General features: G+C 52.4%; 12 protein-coding genes. 1 reads left to right on the top strand and 11 read right to left on the bottom strand.

What is annotated here, in order from left to right; genetic code table 11:
• Positions 1-63: 63 nt before the first annotated feature.
• Positions 64-1,431, top strand: coding sequence for an exodeoxyribonuclease VII large subunit (gene xseA / locus ACJHX4_RS20475; RefSeq protein ID WP_000937876.1), 1,368 nt, complete (start codon positions 64-66; stop codon positions 1,429-1,431).
• Positions 1,432-1,484: 53 nt separating this feature from the next.
• Here the strand turns inward: xseA and ACJHX4_RS20470 are convergent, their stop codons facing one another.
• From ACJHX4_RS20470 to ACJHX4_RS20420, 11 genes are all read right to left on the bottom strand, one after another.
• On the bottom strand, positions 1,485-9,566 hold the full coding sequence (locus ACJHX4_RS20470; protein WP_000109687.1) for an adhesion domain-containing protein: 8,082 nt from the start codon (positions 9,564-9,566) through the stop codon (positions 1,485-1,487).
• A 109-nt stretch (positions 9,567-9,675) separates the two neighbouring features.
• A complete protein-coding gene (locus ACJHX4_RS20465; RefSeq protein WP_000802329.1) occupies positions 9,676-10,668 on the bottom strand; it encodes a SinI family autotransporter-associated protein in 993 nt (330 codons plus the stop codon).
• 55 nt (positions 10,669-10,723) lie between these two features.
• The gene (gene sinH, locus ACJHX4_RS20460) at positions 10,724-12,898 is read right to left on the bottom strand and encodes an intimin-like inverse autotransporter SinH (protein ID WP_001531885.1); all 2,175 of its coding nucleotides are present in this window, start codon (positions 12,896-12,898) and stop codon (positions 10,724-10,726) included.
• A gap of 205 nt (positions 12,899-13,103) precedes the next feature.
• Positions 13,104-13,319 (bottom strand): zinc ribbon domain-containing protein, encoded by a 216-nt coding sequence (locus tag ACJHX4_RS20455; protein WP_001196896.1) that lies wholly within the window; start codon positions 13,317-13,319, stop codon positions 13,104-13,106.
• A gap of 62 nt (positions 13,320-13,381) precedes the next feature.
• Positions 13,382-14,854 carry a ribosome biogenesis GTPase Der gene (gene der, locus ACJHX4_RS20450; protein WP_001296291.1) on the bottom strand — a complete coding sequence of 491 codons (1,473 nt, stop codon included), beginning with the start codon at positions 14,852-14,854 and terminating at the stop codon, positions 13,382-13,384.
• 117 nt (positions 14,855-14,971) lie between these two features.
• Positions 14,972-16,150, bottom strand: a complete 1,179-nt coding sequence (bamB, locus tag ACJHX4_RS20445) for an outer membrane protein assembly factor BamB (protein WP_001177062.1) — start codon at positions 16,148-16,150, stop codon at positions 14,972-14,974.
• Positions 16,151-16,160: 10 nt separating this feature from the next.
• On the bottom strand, positions 16,161-16,781 hold the full coding sequence (yfgM, locus tag ACJHX4_RS20440; RefSeq protein ID WP_000409203.1) for an ancillary SecYEG translocon subunit YfgM: 621 nt from the start codon (positions 16,779-16,781) through the stop codon (positions 16,161-16,163).
• Between the two features lie 17 nt (positions 16,782-16,798).
• The gene (hisS, locus tag ACJHX4_RS20435; RefSeq protein WP_001107179.1) at positions 16,799-18,073 is read right to left on the bottom strand and encodes a histidine--tRNA ligase; all 1,275 of its coding nucleotides are present in this window, start codon (positions 18,071-18,073) and stop codon (positions 16,799-16,801) included.
• Positions 18,074-18,183: 110 nt separating this feature from the next.
• Positions 18,184-19,302, bottom strand: coding sequence for a flavodoxin-dependent (E)-4-hydroxy-3-methylbut-2-enyl-diphosphate synthase (gene ispG, locus ACJHX4_RS20430; protein ID WP_000551807.1), 1,119 nt, complete (start codon positions 19,300-19,302; stop codon positions 18,184-18,186).
• A gap of 26 nt (positions 19,303-19,328) precedes the next feature.
• Positions 19,329-20,336 carry a cytoskeleton protein RodZ gene (gene rodZ / locus ACJHX4_RS20425; RefSeq protein ID WP_001531886.1) on the bottom strand — a complete coding sequence of 336 codons (1,008 nt, stop codon included), beginning with the start codon at positions 20,334-20,336 and terminating at the stop codon, positions 19,329-19,331.
• Positions 20,337-20,620: 284 nt separating this feature from the next.
• Positions 20,621-21,775, bottom strand: coding sequence for a bifunctional tRNA (adenosine(37)-C2)-methyltransferase TrmG/ribosomal RNA large subunit methyltransferase RlmN (locus ACJHX4_RS20420; RefSeq protein WP_000003317.1), 1,155 nt, complete (start codon positions 21,773-21,775; stop codon positions 20,621-20,623).
• Positions 21,776-21,798: the final 23 nt, after the last annotated feature.

Below are 21,798 nucleotides of genomic sequence, written 5' to 3'. Positions count from 1 at the left end.
TCCCCGGAGGGCGGGTTACTATCGACTGAATAACCTGCTGATTTAGAATTTGATCTCGCTCACATGTTACCTTCTCAATCCCCTGCAATTTTTACCGTTAGCCGCCTGAATCAAACGGTTCGTCTGCTGCTTGAGCATGAGATGGGGCAGGTGTGGATCAGCGGCGAAATCTCTAATTTTACACAACCAGCCTCCGGTCACTGGTACTTTACGCTTAAAGACGATACCGCGCAGGTGCGCTGTGCGATGTTCCGCAACAGCAACCGCCGGGTCACCTTCCACCCACAGCACGGGCAACAGGTTTTAGTTCGCGCCAATATTACACTCTACGAGCCGCGCGGCGATTATCAAATTATCGTCGAAAGTATGCAGCCGGCCGGTGAGGGATTGCTGCAACAGAAGTACGAACAGCTTAAAGCGAAGTTGCAGGCTGAAGGTTTGTTCGATCTGCAATACAAAAAATCACTCCCCTCCCCTGCGCATTGCGTTGGTGTGATCACCTCAAAAACCGGTGCTACACTACATGATATTTTGCATGTGTTAAAACGTCGCGATCCTTCTCTGCCGGTGATCATCTACCCCACCGCCGTACAGGGGGATGATGCGCCGGGGCAAATCGTTCGTGCCATTGAACTGGCGAATAAGCGCAACGAGTGTGACGTGTTGATCGTTGGCCGTGGCGGCGGTTCGCTGGAAGATTTATGGAGCTTTAACGACGAACGCGTGGCGCGGGCGATTTTTGCCAGTCGCATTCCGATAGTCAGCGCCGTCGGGCATGAAACCGATGTGACGATTGCCGACTTTGTTGCTGATCTGCGTGCGCCAACGCCGTCAGCCGCCGCTGAAGTGGTGAGCCGAAATCAGCAAGAATTGCTACGTCAGGTGCAATCTGCCCGTCAACGGCTGGAAATGGCGATGGACTATTATCTCGCCAATCGCACGCGGCGCTTTACGCAGATCCATCACCGCTTGCAGCAACAGCATCCGCAGCTCCGGCTGGCACGCCAGCAAACTATGCTCGAACGTCTGCAAAAGCGGATGAGCTTTGCGCTGGAGAATCAGCTTAAACGCGCGGGTCAGCAACAGCAGCGATTAACACGGCAACTCGTCCACCAAAATCCGCAGTCGCGTATTCATCGCGCGCAAACGCGCATTCAGCAACTGGAATATCGTTTAGCAGAAACCCTGCGCGCACAGCTTAGCGCCACGCGCGAACGGTTTGGTAACGCGGTAACACACCTCGAAGCGGTTAGCCCGCTGTCAACGCTGGCGCGCGGTTATAGCGTCACCAGCGCCGCCGATGGCGCAGTGTTGAAGCAGGTGAAGCAGGTGAAAGTGGGCGATACGTTGACCACGCGACTGGGAGATGGCGTGGTCGTCAGTGAAGTGAGTGCGGTGACGAAAACCCGCAAGCCGCGTAAAAAAACCTGATAGCCCGTTGCGTATCAGGCTTTCGGAACCTCATATTGATAGGGTGGGCAAGGTTATTGGAAACAGGTTGCAAACCCCGGCGTTTTCGCAGGCTGAATGCCACAGTTGAGACTGCCAGAGCCTTCCTCAACACCACAATAGAACGATCCAGCCTTATCAGTAGATAAATACGGGAAGCTTATCGATGACGGCCATCCCAATGTGCTAAAGCCGGAGTGTAATGTTTGTAATTCGGCACTGCTCGGCACGTTATTCATACTACCGCACTGCCGTGCGACATCCCATTTAGTGGAATCTATAACATGTGCCAGCGCCCAGGTTTCATTATTCACATTGGGCGTTGCTGCTGCGGTAACCCCTGACGGCAACTCCGATTTTAATAGCGGGCGATGCAGCATCTTGCCACTTACCGTGGCGGTATCCGCCATATGACCCCAGAAATACGCCGTGGCGACATTAGGACTGGTCGGCACGGTGAAAATCGTGTCCAGCGTCGCCGTTATTGTGGCGTTATCCGTCAGCGTCACCGTCAACGGCGTTTTATATCCTGGCGTATTATCCTGACCAACGGTAAAACTTGCTGTACCGTCTGCTCCAGTAACTCCATCGATTGTATTCCCGCTATCAGCCAACGTGACTGCCGCACCGGATGAGGGTTGTACAGTCAAATCGTCCATTGTATCCACATCGCCATACAACGTCGCCCCGCTATTACGCGGCGTAGCGTCACCACGTTTGAGGATAAACGAAATATTCGGCACTGGTTTCCCGACACTGTCTTTCACGGTAACGACAACGGGAACGGCGTCGCCTTTTTTCACCTTCGCCGCCTGCGTACTGCTATCCAGTGCCGTCGATGTCAACGTGACGCTGGAGACAGTCGCACGCGGGTTAACCAGGCACCCTTGATACGCGGTATTCACCGTCCCCCACGCTGAACCATTATTCAGACCGACTACCTGCGGATTACTGCCTCCCAGCCAGTTATCCAGCGCCCACCATGTATACTGCGTAGACCAACCGATTTGTGTCGTCAGCGTGTTCCCCGGATAGCGAGCATAGAGCGATTCTAAATCATCACTCAATGGCCGACGTGCCGCTTCACAAGGGCTGAGATTGCTGTCAGCCCTCTGCGTTGCGTTAAACACGGGCCAGACTTCATTGTTACTATTGACCTTGCTAACCCCTGATGTCGACGGCAGCTCTTTCCACAATTTAGGTCTTTCAAAGACCACACCGTTTTCTGCCGTTACCGTATCCGGCATATGACCCCAGTAGGCCGCCATTGCGGAATCAGGGCTGGTGACAACGGTGAAGATCGCATCAAGGACAGTGGTGGTTTCCGTATCACGTGCCAGGATGGCGGTAAACGGTGTTGCCAGGCCGACAGTATCAGGCTGTTCAACATTGAATATCGCCGTACCATCGCTGCCGGTAAAACCAAGCCATTGCGTGCCGTGTGAGGCGAGAGTGAATGTTGCCGACACGGGTGCCAGTTCCGTCAATACCATCACATTTGCTGCCGTGTTTACAATGGTTCCTGAGCGGCTCATCGCATTATCACGCCTGAGCGTTATCGCTTCGCCCGCCAGCGGGTTGCCATCACGATCTTTGACCATAACCACAATTGGCAATGGGTTATCTTTTTTCACTGACGCGCTAGGTCGGCCGCCATTGCTGAGGGTTCTGGCGTCATCCAGTGCGGATGACGTCAATGTTACGCTAACGCCTGCCGGATGCGGCTGCGCCAGACAGAGCATCAGTGCGTTGGTTGCAGAATTCTTCGCGATAGCTCCTGTTCTCAGGCTGACAGTCTGATAAGACCACGTTGTTGTACCCAGTATGGCCATATCATAAGCCCACCAGTTACCCGCATTCATCGGTAACCCAAGGTCAGTCATTATTGCGCCGTTCGGATGATCACTATACAAATCCAACAGTTCCTTACTGCGCGGTTGATTCTCGAGTGGGCAATCTGTAGATGTTAAATTTTGCAAGTTGCTCATATACGACCAAACTTCGCCGTTAGAACTAATCGATAAGCCTGAGCTGGTTTCGGTTTTCAGCAGGGGTCGTTTGAAGGTGACGCCCGCCGAACTGGTAAAGGTGTCCGGCATATGCCCCCAGAATTTAGCACTCGGTGAATCTGGGCTGGTAATCACCGTGTAGATAACATCCAGCGTGGCGACTTTCGTTGTATCACGCGCCAGCGTCACGGTTAACGGCGTCGCCAACCCGGTAGTAGAGTACTGCCCAACCTCAAAGGTGGCTGTGCCATCACTGCCCGTCGTTGCGAGAGTTTTTGCTCCACTTGCTGTCAACACGCTATCCCTACTCACCGGAACCAATGCCGTTACGGTAAGATCGTCTGCACTCGTGTTAACGGTTGCTTTCGCGCGATCCAGCGTCGTTTCACGCGAAAGGGTAAAGTCGGCATATGGCATCGGGTTCCCGGCGCTATCACGCACGGTCACCGTCAACGGAATCAGCTCACCTTTCTTCGCTACAGCGCTCGGTCGTCCATCATTGCTGAGCGATTTTGCTGCATCCTGCGCCGTTGAGGTAAGCTCTATTGTGACTGCTTCCGTATGAGGCTCTACCAAACACATCACTATCGCCGTATAGCTGGACGATGCCTGAATCAACTGACCATTTCCCGGAACAAACGCCTGGTTACTCCAGCTACCGCCCGCTACCGCCATCATGTCATAATCCCACCAGTTCCCTGCAGCAGTCGGCAAGCCGAGCACCGTTGCCAGTTGACCATTGGGATAATCGACATACAGCCCCTGCATATCAGTCGTCAGCGGTTGATACGCCTCATCACACCCAGCCTTGCTGACGTCCGCTTTCTCAGTCGCGGTCAGGAGCGACCAGACTTCATTATTGGCCGTTTTCGCCGTACCGCCAGAGAGTTCGGCTTTGAGGAAAGGCCGTTTGAAGGTGACGCCTTCGCTGCTGGTAAAGGTTTCCGCCATATGGCCCCAATTGGTCGCCAGCGGCGTATCCGGGCTGGTGGTGACGGTAAAGATCACCGACAAGGTGTCCGACGACACGCCAGTATCGTTTAATAGAGCATAAAAGTCGGTTCTTAACCCAGTGGAAGCATCCTGTCGGAGCGTCATCGTAGTGGTTCCATCTGGCCCTGTTACACCATACAGGATGGTCGTTGCACTGGTATCCACCGTCGCACCCGCCGCAGTCGTGACTGACACTTTCTGCGATGACGTCACATTCTGACGATTGATCGAGTTCGCGTGTTTCAGGGCAAACGGCGTATTGCCGACTAAATTCCCCTGCGCATCTTTAGTCGAAATGCGGATCGACACCTCATCCCCCTTCTTCGCTTTGACGGCGCTAAGTGTGCTGTCAATGCTGACAAACTGCCCGGGGTCTGAGGCTTCCAGCGTAATCTGGCTGGCAGTCATCAACGGCGTTGTACGGCAGGTTTGTAACGCCAGCACGGTGGATACGATTTGCGAAACTGCGCCAGAATTTAGTTGCACCACATTGTAGTAACGGCTCCCTGTTTGTGTATTACTCGGGGTATTGGTGAGATAACTCATATTTACCGGCCATCCCTGTACCGTATTCATCGCATTACCTCTATTGGCGTCATACAAAGACTTCAGACCATCCAGCGTTGGCATATAATCTGTACCACACCCATTCATGCTGGTGTCAGCCGACTGAGTCGAGGTGAATCTTGCCCAACTTTCACCGTTCTCAAACGTGCTATATCGTGCATAGTTGTTGGTAAGCTCGCCAAACAGCAACGGTCGCTTATAAACCGAACCATCGGAGGCCGTCACCGTTTCGGCCATATGTCCCCAAAAATTCGCTTTTGGCGAATCCGGGCTGGTCACGACGGTAAAGACCACCGGTAGCATCGCCTTGACGCTGCTGGACGTATCCAGTTTTGCCGTGAGATCGGTTCTTAACCCGGTACTGTTATCCTGTTTTAGGGTAAATGTCGTTGACCCGTCGGCACCGGTCACGCCGTAAATGGTTTCACTCGTTGACTGGAAATTATTTCGCGTATTTCCCCACGCATCCGTCACCGTCAGCGCGCCCACACTCATCGTCGCCGATGAATTAGCCCGACTTACACTGTTGGCTCGCGTCAGGATAAATGCCGTATTGCCCACAAGGTTGCCTTGCGCATCTTTGGTGATGACGCGCACCACGGATTCTTCGCTTTTTTTCGCTTTTACCACGTTATAGGTGGTATCCAGCGTCACCGGATCTGCCGCTTCCAGCAGGATTTGGCTCACCGCGGCTATCGGCGCGGTCTGGCAGGTCAGCAGCTCCAGCGTCGTTGATGACACTGCCGCACTCGTGCCATTGCTGAGATCTACCGCCTTGTAGTTACGCTGCTCCATGCTGCCGTTGTCGGAAGTGTTGGATAAATAGCGCGTTGCCACCGGCCAGCCCTGCACGGTTTTCATGGTGTTGCCCGCATTATTAGCAAACAGTGACGTCAGACCGGCCTGAGTCGGAATATAGTTGGTTCCACAGCCGCTGTACGTCGTGGAAAAACTTGCATAATTAATGTTAAACAACGCCCAGTTTTCATTGTCTTCAGACGTTGATGTTCGCCCAGTCTGATAGGCCAGTTCCTTCAACAACAGCGGGCGCTTAAATACCGTACCGTCCGCAGCAGTCACCGTTTCCGGCATATGTCCCCACATTTTTGCCAGGCGGCTATCCGGGCTGGTCACCACCGTAAAGATTGTGTCGATGCTGGATTTTTTCGTCGCATCAGAGTAAAGCATTGCCGTCAGCGCCGTTTTGGTGCCGTGAGTATCCGGGCGGGTAATATTGAGAATTTTGCTGCCGTCATTGTCGGTCATGGCGGTATACACCGTTGCAGTGTCGTTCAACGTGGTTTCATCTGCCAGCCCGCCATTGACTACCACCGGCGCAACCAGCGCATCGCCGCTGCCCGCCACATGTTTTTCGCCGCTACGGGTATAGCCATCACCGCGATTGAGGGTAAATGGCATATCCGCTAACGCGTTGCCCTGTGCGTCTTTTACCGTCACTTTAACCTGTAGCGTCTCGCCTTTTTTCAGCGTTGCCGCGCTATTCCCGGTATTCCATTGCGCTTTATCAACCACCTCCAGCGTAATGCTGCTGGCAGGTTTGTTCGCCGTCTTCAGGCAACTGACGTAAACCGGCGTATCGCCGCCAATAGTTTGTGCGCCATCGTTCAGCGCTATCGTGAAAAAGTGTGGAGTTTTATCTGCCGGTGAGTTGCTCCAGTAAGGCTGACGCTGTGTTGGCCAACCGTGCGCCGTTTGCACCGCGTTACCACTGTTGGCGTTATACAGCGCACTTAGCTGGGAACGACGTGGCAACATATTGGTGTCGCAGCCACCTTTACTGGTACTGGACGTATTGGCCTGGCTCACGCGCGCCCAGATTTCGTTATTTTCGGTCAGGGTTCCGTCCGGGCTGGCGACTTCCGACGCCAGTTTAGGCCGGGTAAAGGTTGATGAATCAACGGTGATCGTTTCATCCATATGGCCCCACATCTGCGCGCCGGTAACGTCCGGGCTGGTTGGGGTAGTAAAAATAACGCTGTAGTTAACGGTATTCGGCAGGTAGGAATTTACCGGCGTTACGCTCAGCACCGTTTTTAGCCCGACGCCCTGTGGTTGCTTAATCTCGACCGTCGCCACGCCCCGGGCATCGGTTATTCCCGCATAAACCTTCGATGACTGTGATGTGCCGTATTGCGTGTTATCCATCGTGATTGCACCACTGCTCGGGTCATCAAACCCGCTCACCTGCCCCGCTCGGTTATACCCCATACCTTTGGTAATGGTGAATGCAGTAAAGGGTACAGGGATATTATTGAGCGAGTTAATCGTACGCACGGTCATCACAATGGTGTCACCCACTTTGGCTTGCGCTTGGGTGCCAACAGACACATCATGATCGGTGCTGACTTCAACATTCGCTACCATCTCATTACCCGAACAGGAGAGGTAATTCGGCTTAAAGCCGGAATAGCTGTCGACGCTCCCGTTCCCCAGATCCACCGATGAATGCGTGGCTTGCTCCACCGCGCTTAAATAGCCCTGTTGTGCAGTGGGCCAGCCATATTCAGTACCAATCGCGTTACCGGGATGGGCTGAAAACAGGCTTTCCAGTGAGCTCTGGCGCGGTATATGACCGACGCCGCATTCCGCCTGCATACTGGTGTTTTGATCGTAGAGCGCCCAGTCTTCGTTATTTTCCCGCACTGTTCCCAATTCATGCTCGGTTTCATCCGCCAGCAACGGGCGTTTATACAAACTGCCGGACTCAATAATGCCGCGCATATGGCCCCACATCCGCGCTTTGTCGCTGTCCGGGCTGGTGATTACGGTAAAAATCACATCTTTGGCATCTGTGGCGTTAAAATCGCTGCGCATTCTTGCCGTGATATGGGTTTTCACCCCCGCGCCGCCGGGCTGGCTCAGGGTGAGCGAAGCCTGGCCGTTGGCGTCGGTCATGCCTTCATAGGTATGTGCGTCGACCTGGCGAAAATTACTGCCGCCAGCAATCTGTACCGGATGGGCTTCCCAGGCAGTGTCGGTTTGATTCTTACGATTGACGCCATCATCCAGATGTAGCGAGAAGTAGTAATACGCCAGCGGTTGATCGTTGTTTTTCGTGTCGGTGATGGCCAGACGCATCGTCGCATCCTCGCCCACCTTCGCTTTCATCGCCTGCGCCGTGTCATCATAGTTTTCTGGCGTGAGGACGATTTTCGGCTCGACGTCAGGCGCGGGCTTATCCACGCAGCTCACGAGGAACGTGGTGCTGTCCGGCTTCTGCGTTTCGCCACGGTTAGAGACATCTGCCGCATGGTGCTGCCCGGTAAGCCCCGCCAGCGATGACCAGTAATAATCGCCCTGCATCGGCCAGCCGAGCACAGTCTGTACCGTGGAGGGAATCACCGTCGCCAGTGCGCCGAAGTGGCGCATGCCCGGCAGCACGGTGCAATGGCTATCTGCGCCGCTCCAGGTAAAGGTGGACCAGGTTTCATTGTGATCGACGACCGTGGCATTTTCGTTACTGACTTCCGCCGCCAGTTTTGGTCTACTGAACGTGTAACCATGGGCTTCCACCGTCTCCGCCATATGGCCCCACATCGTGGCCTGCGCCACGTCCGGGCTGGTGAGCACGGTAAAGATCACCGCCGCCTCACTGGTTTGTGCAATGCCGGAAATGCCGACTACCAGCGGCGTTTTAACACCGGGGCCGTTAGGCTGGGTCACCGTGATGGTTGCCGTACCGTTAGCATCCGATGTGCCACGATACTCGGTTACCGTCGTCGTTAACTCGGTGCTATCCAGCACCACCGGCGCGGTATTATTTACCGCGCCCTGACGGTTTTGGGCATCTTTACGCTTGATAATAAATGGAATATTACCCGCGACGTTACCCTGACAATCTTTGGTGGTGACGGTCAGCGTGATAGTGCCGCCAACGGTGGTTTTTGCCGCGCCGAGCGTTTCGTTATAACCACTGGCGCTCACCGAAATTAAATCGCCCTGCGCGGGCGCGATATTCAGCGTCACTTTCTGGTCAGCCAGCACCACCGTCCCCTCATAGGGATAACCGGTCGAGGTCAGCAGATAAAGCAGTGGAATGGTCTGCTGCGCATCAATCTGTGGCCAGGCCACCAGCGAACGCCCGGCCAGACCTTGCGCGCAAAAGCTGCGGTTGGCGATGGGCTGTGGATTGAGCGGCGTATCCGGCGTGGCGGCATCCGCCCACACCAGACTGACGGTCGGCGGCGTCTGGTTTTCCCAGCGCAGCGCAGGTGGTGTAGAAAACTGGTCGCCTTCACTGTCCTGAGGATTAGCAACTATCAGGTTAGCAGCGTCATCGTCAACGCTAAATTCATTCGGTTTAGCAGAAAACGCCACATCATGAGATGCAGCAGGATCAAGCTGAACGCTTCCCTGATAAACGGGTACGCTGGCGCTATCGGCAATAGGAACTGTACCGTTAAACTCGCCTGTAGAACCAGGATATGTCTGCCATTCCACCTCTGCCCGTGCAAAGTCAGACAGCATAAAGGCTGCCAACATGCCCAGAAGCACAATGATTTTTCCTGGTTTCAGACATACCGACATGTAGAAAACTCCAGCATGATAAACAAAACGTCAACCCGTTTTGCTTAACGCGTCGCTAAGCAAAACAGGCGGAAAACAGCATTCCCATACGGGAATGCTGTTGTGCGCATTAGTGGTGTTTGTAAATGATAGACAGCGTATAGCCCTGAACGCCGTCGCCGTTTGCCGGGATTGCAAGGCCGGTCTTACCATTACGGTCACTACCGTTAAGGCTGGTTCTTGCTTGTTCGTTAGTTTGCGGAATAACAATGTCATTGTTATCGAAGCTGGCGTTGGCAATACCGCCCGCCGCCGCAAGTTGTTTACTGTTACCGTTAAAGACCCACGCAAAGTCGTAGTTAGCGGTAACGTCCACATCCGTACCCGCGTCGTATTTACCGTTCTGGTTTTCATCCGAGTACAGTTTGGCCACATACGTTTTGTTAAGCGCAATGGCTGTATTACCACCGATAAGGTTGGTACTGGTGTCTTTCTCGAAGATGGCAACTTTCAGGTTCTGGTTAACAACCGGACCAGGATCGACATTATCCGTATCGCTGCCGCCACCGCTGGCCGTAGAAATATCCAGCAGAGTCAGCGAAGTTCCCTGGAAGGGATTACCGGTCTGAGTGATAGGCTGGATTTCAACACCGATATAGCGTCCACGATCGCCATCGGTGATTTTATAACTGGTTTTTCCTGCCGCCGCAGTCAACTCCGTTTTACCGCCACCCGCATTATCACTGTAGCTGTACCATTTGATGGTCGCCGTCGTTTTCGCATCAATGCCTGCGGAACCATCATCGATATCCCCTTCGGTATCGCCGATATCCCAACCCAGCGTGATGGTATCCCCTGAGTAAAGGCGTTTATCAGACTCGCTACCTGCAGGACGGATACCTTTACTATCAGATGTCACTTTGATGTGATCCGCATCTTCCGAGTTAATCGTAGCATTCCCCCCTTCGCGATAGAGCCAGGGTATGGTCCCCTCGAATTCAGCTGTCGTTCCACTGGCGACCCAGGCAGCATCTTCCGCCATAGCGACTGGTACGGCACAGTATCCAGCCAGCATCAGTGCCAGCGCGACTTTTGTCAGGCCACGTTTCATATGAGGTTTCATAAACACTCTCCTTGGTTAACATTCAGCGGTGGCCCGATCAGCCATGGCGCTGTTCCTATGTCTTGCTGTAATTGACCTGCAAACCGTACCCTTGCACACCATCGGTTACCTGGGCACTAAACTTCGCTGCCGCTTCCTTGTTCGTTGCCGGGATCTCGATATCGACGTTAGTGGTATTGGCTTGCGCGCCAGTATTGCCATTTACGCTATGCCCCGTGAATTCCCATTGGTAGTCATACTGTTTCATCTCTTCGTCAGTGAGCTTTTCAGATAGCTGGAACACACCGTCTTTGTTAGCGTCGCGCCACAACACAAAGCGATATCGGCTATTGAGGGGCAACGGTTCTTTATTGCCGATAAGATTCACGGATTTAGCCGCACCAACGCGATAGATAAAGGCATTCAGCCCGCCGATGTCAGCCCCCAGGAACGTTACGTCAACATAGTTACTGTCATCATAGGGGGCAGCTTTCGCCTTCCAACGGAAGGTGCCAGGCAACGTACTGGAGAGCGTAACGGTCCCCTTTTCTTTATCTTGTTTGGCGATAAAGACACAGGGAGTCTCGGTAGTGCAGGGGTTATTCGTCAGCGTCACTTTTTTATCGTTGGCATCAAACAGCTGCGGGTTGAGATTATCCTGCGGCAAGACATTACCGTTGCGGTCAGTGTTGTCGCCAAAGCTATCAGTAATATCGAGATCCATCACCACACCATCTACACCATCAGCCTGTGCACTGGCTTCGTGGCTGTGGTTGTTCTCTTCCGGCACGTTCGCGATGTTATTAACAATCAGCTCAATTTTACGGTCCTGCTGAACGGTGATTTCCACCACGCCTGAGTTCTGTCGGTTGCCCTTTTCATCTTTCAGCGCCAGGCGAACCCGCCAGGTATTGAGTTTTCCTTGTTCGGCTTTGTCAGAGCTGTACTGCCAGACGGGCAGCACCAGGTTCCAGTGGTTATTGTTGCCCTCTGTCAGGGTATTCTCTTTGATAACCGGCATCACCAGCGTGCGGGCGGCATTGTTTTTCGCCTGCCATGACGCAGCGACAATTTTGTAGTGGTGGTTGACAAGCGCGTTAATGGTCCATTTACATTTTTCCAGCCCGATAGCTTCTTCTGGCGTATCTTTAATCACGCACTCGGGATGTTCATTCATCGCATCAGCTTTCAGCCACAAAGTGACATCGAGGGGATCTTTCTCTTTATATTCCAGAACAATAAAGTTGTTACGTTCAACAAAGTCGTGACGGCTGCCCATGAGTGAGTGAGCCGCGCTCACTTTGTCAGGATCAAGCTGGTCTTTGAGCGGGACGCCAAACTGGTAGTTAAGCGTTGCGTTGACCGTGGTATCGGTGTTATCACCGGTTCCTGCTTTGAAGTCCGTTCCTACAGCAATGAGCGGAACAGGCTGGTATTTCACGCCTAACGTGACAGCGAAGGGATCTTTCTCTAGATTGTCGGTACCAAATAGCGCAACTTCATCCCCGTAATAATGTTCGAAAACGATTTTACCGCCAAGCTGCGGATAAGCGGGAAGCCAGGCTTCGGCACGAATATCCCAACCGCTCGCAGGGCGTTCTTCATAAAAGTCGAAATCTTCAGAGTCTTTCCAGTCAGAAAGCGGATGATAATAGTTACCAGAAAATTTTAAATAATCAGTCCACGCTTCAGCGCCTATACCTAAACGGCGATGTCCACGGGTAAAATCATAATCATAAAATATATTTCCACCCAATAACCATTTATCAAAATTATGTCTTACACCAAGCCCTATATTTCCGATCGTACGATCTTCTTTTCGTTGCGCAGAAAATTGGCTGAAATAAACAGTGGTTTGATTATCGTACCAGGGAACAAAATAATCGATGGAACTGCCATCCAGATCGCCGCCCTGACCAATGGAGAGGTTCGAACGGACCTTACCGTAGGGAGAGAGTGTGTCTTCAATATAAGATTGTGCGGTTGAGGTGATTTGACTTTGCAGATAGCTTCTGGCCTGAGATTCCAGCGCCTCAGGGGTCAAGTTTTCAAACCCTTGCGTGGCGGAGTTGATGACGTAATCGGCTCCGCGCTCTTTCAGCGATTTACCCTTGTTGGTTTGTTCATCCTGTTGTGCTGCCTGGCTACCTAAATCAGGTAACGATTCGTTTTGCTTAACATTTATCTCTGGTGCCGCGAAAGCAGCACCAGAGATAAATGTTAGCATAATACAGCGTTTCCATCGCAGCATGTGCTTTCCCTGTGACGATAAAGTCAAAAATAATTTTTAATATTATATTCCTGATTTTTCAGAAAGACATGTTATAAAGAATAAATATATTCTTAATTATTTAAATTAGTGATTTCGCTCGCTTTCATTAGTTATTCCACCATAACAGATTGTTTTATCATTTGCACATTAAATACAAATGACAAAACAATACATTCAAGTGATATTAAGCAATAACAAATTCAACGCGTTTTTTAGATATTAAACCGTGCCCATGTTGGCAGAAATAATCCACAGCACCACAAGCTTTTAACACTTGTAACGGCTGATGACACTCAGGGCAAAGTGCCTGGACGGTAAAGTCTTTGTCGCAAGTTGCACAGTGAGCAGTCTCGCCATTGCGTTCGAGAGGGGTTTTGCAGGTTGGACAGTTGAGTGCCATAAATACTCCTCGCGTGTTATTCGGTTTCCCTCTCCGTGTGGAAAGGGAAACCAGATAAGTGATTACTTACTTTTCTTGATGTGCTTCATCAGACGCTTACGCTTGCGCATCTGAGTCGGCGTCAGGGTATTACGCTTGTTCGCATACGGGTTTTCCCCTTCTTTGAACTGAATACGAATCGGCGATCCCATTACGTCCAGGGATTTGCGGAAGTAGTTCATCAGGTAACGCTTGTAGGAATCAGGCAGGTCTTTCACCTGATTGCCGTGAATCACCACAATCGGCGGGTTATAACCCCCGGCGTGGGCGTATTTCAGCTTCACACGACGACCGCGTACCAGCGGCGGTTGGTGATCTTCAACAGCCATCGTCATGATGCGCGTCAGCATAGAGGTCCCCACACGACGGGTGGAGCTGTCATACGCTTCACGTACTGATTCAAACAAGTTTCCAACACCACTGCCGTGCAAGGCAGAGATAAAGTGCACACGAGCAAAATCGATAAAGCCCAGACGGAAGTCCAGCGTCTCTTTCACCTGCTCTTTCACTTCCTGGCTCAGGCCGTCCCACTTGTTCACTACAATCACAAGTGAGCGCCCACTATTGAGAATAAAGCCCAGCAAGGAGAGATCCTGATCGGAAATACCTTCGCGCGCATCAATCACCAACATCACCACGTTGGCATCTTCAATGGCCTGCAACGTTTTGATTACCGAGAATTTCTCTACCGCATCGGTGATTTTGCCGCGTTTACGTACGCCAGCGGTGTCAATGAGCACATACTCACGTCCGTCGCGTTCCATTGGAATGTAGATACTGTCACGCGTCGTGCCAGGCATGTCGTAAACAACAACGCGCTCTTCACCAAGAATACGGTTAGTGAGTGTAGACTTACCTACGTTCGGGCGACCCACAATCGCCAGTTTGATCGGCAGACTTTGCGGGTCGAAGTCGTCTTCCTCTTCTTCTTCGCCGTTCTCTTCCGCTTCAAATTGCGCCCAGTATTCGGCGTCTTCGTCGACTTCTTCTTGCGGTGCGAGATCTTCCATCCACGGCAGCAGCACGTGCTCCAGCAGACTTAATACGCCACGACCGTGAGACGCGGCGATCGGGTAGATTTCACCTAAACCAAGCGCGTAGAAATCAACCACTGCCTGATCGGGATCCAGACCGTCAGTTTTGTTTGCCACCAGGAAGGTCGGTTTTTCACGGGAGCGCAGATGTTTAGCAATCGCTTCATCCGCCGGCATCAGGCCCGCGCGCGCATCCACCATAAACAGTACGACGTCCGCTTCTTCAATCGCCAGCAGCGACTGTTCCGCCATGCGGGTTTCTACACCGTCTTCTGTGCCATCAATCCCGCCGGTATCAATGCAGATAAACTCACGGCCTTCAATTTCCGCACGACCGTACTTACGGTCACGAGTCAGACCCGGGAAATCCGCAACCAGCGCATCTCGGGTGCGAGTTAGACGGTTAAATAACGTGGATTTTCCTACGTTAGGGCGCCCGACAAGCGCGACCACAGGTACCATGTTTAAAGCCTCATTTTTATAAATCATCAGACAACGCACGCTATATTCGTGTCGTTGTTAAAAACAGGAAAACGGCCCCTGTCCAGGAGCCGTTTTCAAAGTGAACGACAGAGACGATTAACGTGTAATAGAGTACACGGTTCCGTCTTTTGCCTGGATCAGCAGTTTGCCGTCAGCAGCAACCGGTTCAGTCTGGAAACCGGAACTATCAACTTTTTGCTGGGCAACGAAACGACCATCTTCGACGTTAATCCAGTGCAGATAACCTTCACTGTCGCCTACCACCAGGTTGCCATTATACAGCACCGGAGAAGTCAGCAGGCGATGCAGCAGATCGCTTTGTGTCCACAGCGTAACGCCGCCATCAATGGTCAACGCCATCACCCGGTCATTTTGATCGACCAGATAGATGCGATTGCCGTCGACGATGAAATCATTCACCGAACCCAGTTCGCGTTTCCACATAATCTGACCACTGCGCAGATCAAGCGCCGTCAGGTTACCATTATAGGCCAGCGCGAAAACAACGCCGTTAACAACGACGGGAGTCGTGTCAACATCGCTCAGACGGTCAATTTCGGTAGAACCGGTCGCCTGGGAAATACGCTGCTGCCAAATCATCTGGCCCTGTTCCATCAGCACTGCGCTGACGCGACCATTATCGCCACCCACGACGGCCGCACCAAAAGCCGTTGCCGGCGCAGACTCGCCACGCAAAGAGAGCGAAGGCATATCGAGGTTAACTGTCCATTTGACAGCGCCGTCAGCTTCGTTCAGCGCTTGTAACTGACCGTTACTGGTGTGGATTAACACCAGACCGTCGCTGACCACCGGGCGCGAAAGTGCTTCACCCGCGACTTTAGTTTGCCATGCCACAGTACCATCGCTGGTATTCAGCGCGTAAACCTGCGCCTTTTCGGTGCCAATGTAGACATGCCCACCAGACACGGTCACGCCGCCAGAAAGTAATGCAGGATCTTTAGAGAACCAGCCATCTTTCTCGGCCAGGTTGACAGACCAGATTTCTTTGCCGTCATCCGCATTCAGCGCTTTTACTAAACCAGCGCGGTCCGCTGCATAGACAACGTTGTCCGCCAGTGCCGGATGAAGATTGGAATAGAAGTTGCCAATGCCGCTACCAACGGAAGTGCTCCACACAGTAGTCGGCGTAAACTGGTTTTCAACGGTTGGCAATGGGGACATCTTTACCACATCTTCTTCGCTGTTAAACAGCGAACAGCCGCTTAAAAGGGTAACGGAAAGCAGTCCTGGCAGCAGTAATTTACGCAATTGCATCGGGTCCCTCTCAGATGGACAAATTATTAATTTTCATCTGCATCATTTCGCTCAGTGCCGGGGTAACATCGCTTTTCACGCCTGCTTCCCATGCACTACGCGCACCTTGCTTATCACCTTTGCTCAGCAATGCTTCACCACGCAGGTCGGCAACAATGGCAGCCCACCCTTCACCTTTGATAGCATCAAGGGTTTTTAGCGCGGCATCAGCCTGCTTGAGCTGTACCTGAACGCGAGCAAGACGCAGATTTATCACGGCTTTGAGATTTTCATCGCTCGTGTCTGCCAGCCCCTGTTGTAACTGGGCGGCAGCTTTCTCTAGTTCATTTTTGTCAACAAATTGCTGCGCAAGTTCCAAAGAAGCCAGCGCACCATAAGTATTTTTATTTTCAGCAGCAAATTTTTCCGCCGCTGGGATGCTATCCGGTTTGCCTTCGCTCACTGCGGTAACCGCATTTTGATAGGCAAGAGAAGCGGAGCGTGCAGAATCAACCTGATGGCTATTCCAGTAGCGCCAGCCAATCAGTGCGCCAACGCCCAAAATCACCCCAACAGCCAGTGCTTTGCCATTTTCAGCAAAAAAGCGTTTAACCGCTTCAACCTGGTCGTTTTCGTTCTCGTAAATTTCCACGCTGTCCTTCTCCTTCCTTAACCCAGTAACGTGCGCAAATGCGCGGCTACGCTATCCTGCGCAACTGCAGTTTGCTCACCAGAGCGCAAATCCTTCACTACTGCTGTGCCGTTAGCCACTTCAGACTCACCCAGCACCACAGCAACGCGGGCACCCCATTTATCAGCACGGGCAAACTGTTTCTTAAAGTTGCCGCCGCCGTGGTTGGTCATCAGTTTCACACCCGGTAATTCATCACGCAGACGCTCTGCTAATGCCATAGCCGCAGATTGTGTGTCAGCACCTGAAGCCACCAGGTATATATCGACAACAGGATCGGCTTTAAATTCCGGATTAACGGCCTGAACTAACAATACAAGACGTTCGAGGCCCATCGCAAAACCGACTGCCGGTGTTGCACGACCACCCAGTTGTTCCACCAGACCGTCATAACGACCACCTGCACACACGGTGCCCTGGGAACCGAGGCTGTTAGTCACCCACTCGAAAACGGTACGGTTATAGTAATCCAGACCGCGCACCAGACGCTGGTTTACAGTGTAAGCGATCCCCGCGCTCTCAAGCAGTTTGCACAGACCGGCAAAGTGCTCACGAGATTCCTCGTCCAGATAATCGCCTAATGCCGGAGCGTCGTTGAGAAGCACCTGCACTTCCGGATTTTTTGAATCCAGTACGCGCAACGGGTTAGTGTACATGCGGCGTTTGCAGTCTTCGTCCAGCTTTTCTTTATGCTGCTCAAGGAATGCCACCAGCGCATCGCGGTAATTCGCACGAGCTTCCAGCGAACCGATAGAGTTCAGCTCAAGAGTTACGTGCTCGGAAATACCCAGCGCGCGCCACCAGCGGGCAGTGAGCATAATCAGTTCGGCGTCGATATCCGGACCTTGCAGACCGAAAACTTCGCAGCCCAACTGATGGAACTGACGATAACGCCCTTTCTGCGGACGCTCGTGACGGAACATAGGCCCGATATACCACAGACGCTGTTCCTGATTGTACAGAAGACCATGCTCGATGCCGGCGCGTACACAGCCCGCCGTCCCTTCAGGGCGCAGAGTCAGGCTGTCGCCATTGCGATCCTCAAAGGTGTACATCTCTTTTTCAACCACGTCGGTGACTTCACCAATCGCACGTTTGAATAGCGGGGTCTGCTCTACAATCGGCAAGCGGATTTCACTGTAACCGTAGCTGCCGAGCACGTTTTTCAGTGTGCCTTCAATGCGCTGCCAGATGGCCGTTTCGCCAGGCAGGTAATCGTTCATGCCGCGAATGGCTTGAATGTTTTTTGCCACGTTTATTCTCTTTCTGAATATAAAAATGAACCCTCAACGCTTCCCTCAATGTTTCGGGAGCCATGCGGGTTCAATCATACACGGGAAGCGAGGCGCTTCCCATCACGTTATTATTTTTCAACCTGCTGAACGTCAATTCGACGCGCTTCGTCCAGCTGACTGGCTTTCGCACGAATGCGCGCTTCCAGCTGATCGATCATATCGTTGTTGTCCAGACGGTCTTTGCGCACGCCATCTTCATAGAGGCCGCTTTTCTTGTTGCCGCCAGTGACGCCGAGTGTAGAAACCAGCGCCTCACCTGGGCCATTCACCACGCAGCCGATAATCGAAACGTCCATCGGAGTGATTATATCTTCCAGGCGTTGCTCCAGCGCGTTAACCGTACCGATAACATCAAATTCCTGACGCGAACAGGTCGGGCAGGCGATGAAGTTGATCCCGCGCGAACGGATACGCAGCGATTTCAAAATATCGAAACCGACTTTGATCTCTTCGACCGGATCGGCCGCCAGCGATACGCGCAGCGTGTCGCCGATGCCTTCAGACAGCAGCAGACCTAAACCAATAGCGGATTTTACTGCCCCGCTGCGCGCACCACCGGCTTCGGTGATCCCCAGATGCAGCGGCTGATCGATTTGTTTTGCCAGCAAACGATAAGACTCAACAGCGAGGAAGACGTCAGACGCTTTCACACTGACTTTGAACTGATCGAAGTTCAGGCGATCGAGATGATCAACATGACGCATGGCGGATTCCAGCAACGCCTGCGGCGTCGGTTCGCCATACTTTTCTTGCAGATCTTTTTCCAACGATCCGGCGTTAACGCCAATACGGATCGGAATGTTTTTATCGCGCGCACAGTCAACCACCATGCGAATACGCTCTTCATTACCGATATTGCCAGGGTTAATACGCAGACAATCGACGCCGTATTCCGCTACTTTCAGCGCAATGCGATAGTCGAAGTGGATGTCAGCCACCAGCGGCACGTTAACCTGCTGTTTGATGAGTTTGAACGCTTCTGCCGCGTCCATCGTCGGTACGGAGACACGGACGATATCAGCGCCAACGCGTTCCAGCGCTTTGATTTGATTGACCGTTGCTTCGACGTCTGTCGTACGCGTATTGGTCATGGACTGTACGGCGATGGGAGCACCATCGCCAATCGGCACATTCCCAACGTAAATACGTGTTGATTTTCTACGTTGAATTGGAGCCTGGTTATGCATGAAAAATCTCCCGCGTTACCCGTCTGTTACTGCGCCGGTGATTGTTCGGCATTGAGGGTCAGACGCGCAACCTGGTTAGTTCTGATAAAACGACTCAGATCGACAGGTTTCCCTTGATACTGGATCTGTACTGCGGCTGGCGCACCAATTTTCAGTTTGTACGGTGCCTGGCCGGTTAAGTTCAAATTACCGTCTTTACGCTGCATACCGCTAAACAGTTTTTTACCGGTAGCATCGGTGACTTCCAGCCAGCAATCGGAAGTAAAGTTCATCACCAGCGCATTCGGGTCAACCGCCGGCGTGGTCACGCCAGCCTGATCGGTTGGCAACGGCGCAGCGCCATCTGGTGTTGTTGTTGCCGCTGGTGCCGGAGTCGCAGCGGTATCAACATTTGCCTGCGAAGGTGGAACAACCGCATTCTGTTGCGGATCAACAGCTGGTGCTGGCGCAGTTACGGCAGGTGTTTGCGTGTTGGTTGCGATGGTATCCACAGGTGATGTCGGCGTGGTCGCCATAGCCTGATCTGTGGTTGTCGACGTATCTAACGGTACACTCTGGCTTTGATTATTATTCAGTTCCGCAGAAGATTGATCGGCCATAGTGGTGATCTCTTCCTGCTGAGCTTTGTGGTCTTGCCACCACCAGGCACCGCTCAGACCAATAACCACAAACAACACCAGCCAGGTGAAGGTCATCAGCCAGCCGTCACGTTTTTTGCGGCGTTTACCGAGGGAAAAACTCTGCATCGGCGCAACTTTTGCAGCCCGTAGTGGAGCCTGCTTTTCCAGCCCTGGCAGCAGTTCTTCTTCTGGAATATGTACCAGACGCGCATAAGAGCGGATATATCCGCGCAGGAATGTTGAAGCAAGATCGGCGGGTGCCTTATCTTCTTCAATGTCGCGTACCGTGGAAACCTTCAGGCAAAGTCGCTCGGCAACGGCCTGTTGACTAAGTCCTAGTTGTTCGCGAGCATTACGCAGGCGAGCGCCGGTAGTAAGTGCTTCATTTTGGTCGTGCGTGGCTTCAGTATTCATTCGCTGCAGGTACGTTTAAATGAGAATTGAGATGCCGGTGAACCATCATGCTCACCCACACCGCGAAACATCCGTTAAGTTAACCGTTATCATACAGTATAAGACCGTCTGTGTGCTCGTGACAAAGCCCACATTCGCTAAGGCTAACTTACTGTTGCATCGTTACATACTGCCTTAAAGTCAGCAAAAACGCACCGTTAATATTGACCAGACAATTGCAACTTAATACTTCATTCATAAAAGATTACGCCACGGTACATAAAGTAACCGTGGCGTAATGGCTATCAGACCGCTTTAATGTCGATGGCTTCACCCTGCATCCGTTTACGCAGGGTACGTTTCGTACGGTCGATAACATCGCCCGCCAACTGACCACAGGCAGCATCAATGTCATCACCACGAGTTTTACGCACAATAGTGGTGAAACCGTAGCTCATCAGCACTTTTGAGAAACGGTCGATACGGCTGTTCGAACTGCGTCCATACGGCGCGCCCGGGAACGGGTTCCACGGGATCAGGTTGATCTTACACGGCGTATCTTTCAGCAGTTCTGCCAGTTGGTGCGCGTGTTCAGTGCCGTCGTTAACGTGGTCAAGCATCACGTATTCAATAGTGACTCGGCCCTGATTGGCGTTGGATTTCTCCAGATAACGGCGCACCGCCGCAAGGAACGTTTCGATATTGTACTTTTTGTTGATCGGCACAATTTCGTCACGAATTTCGTCGTTCGGCGCGTGCAGGGAAATTGCCAGCGCAACGTCGATCATATCGCCGAGTTTATCCAGCGCCGGAACCACACCGGAAGTGGAAAGCGTGACGCGACGTTTTGACAGGCCAAAACCGAAATCATCAAGCATGATTTCCATCGCCGGAACGACGTTGTTCAGGTTGAGCAGCGGCTCGCCCATACCCATCATCACTACGTTAGTGATTGGGCGCTGACCGGTGACTTTTGCTGCGCCGACAATTTTCGCCGCACGCCACACCTGGCCGATAATTTCCGATACCCGCAGGTTGCGATTAAAGCCCTGCTGGGCGGTGGAACAGAATTTACACTCCAGCGCACACCCCACCTGCGAAGAGACGCAGAGCGTGGCACGGTCGTCTTCCGGGATATACACCGTTTCAACGCGCTGATCGCCAACGGCGATCGCCCATTTAATGGTGCCGTCAGATGAACGCTGTTCTTCAACCACTTCCGGTGCACGGATTTCCGCCACCTCTTTCAGTTTGCCGCGCAACACTTTATTGATGTCGGTCATCTCATCAAAGTTGTCGCAGCAATAGTGATACATCCACTTCATCACCTGATCGGCGCGGAAGGGTTTTTCACCTAAATCTTTAAAAAACTCCCGCATCTGCTGACGGTTGAGATCCAGCAGGTTGATTTTTCCATCTTTCGTGGTGACGTTTTCAGGTGTGACTAATTGTTCAGACATATGCTATTCCGGCCTCGTTATTA

Origin of the sequence: Escherichia sp. WS2035, assembly GCF_046487065.1 — a bacterium.
GTDB classification, from domain to species: domain Bacteria; phylum Pseudomonadota; class Gammaproteobacteria; order Enterobacterales; family Enterobacteriaceae; genus Escherichia; species Escherichia coli.
The sequence above is the reverse complement of the archived record's forward strand: the minus strand, read 5'-3'. Positions and strand labels throughout refer to the sequence as shown.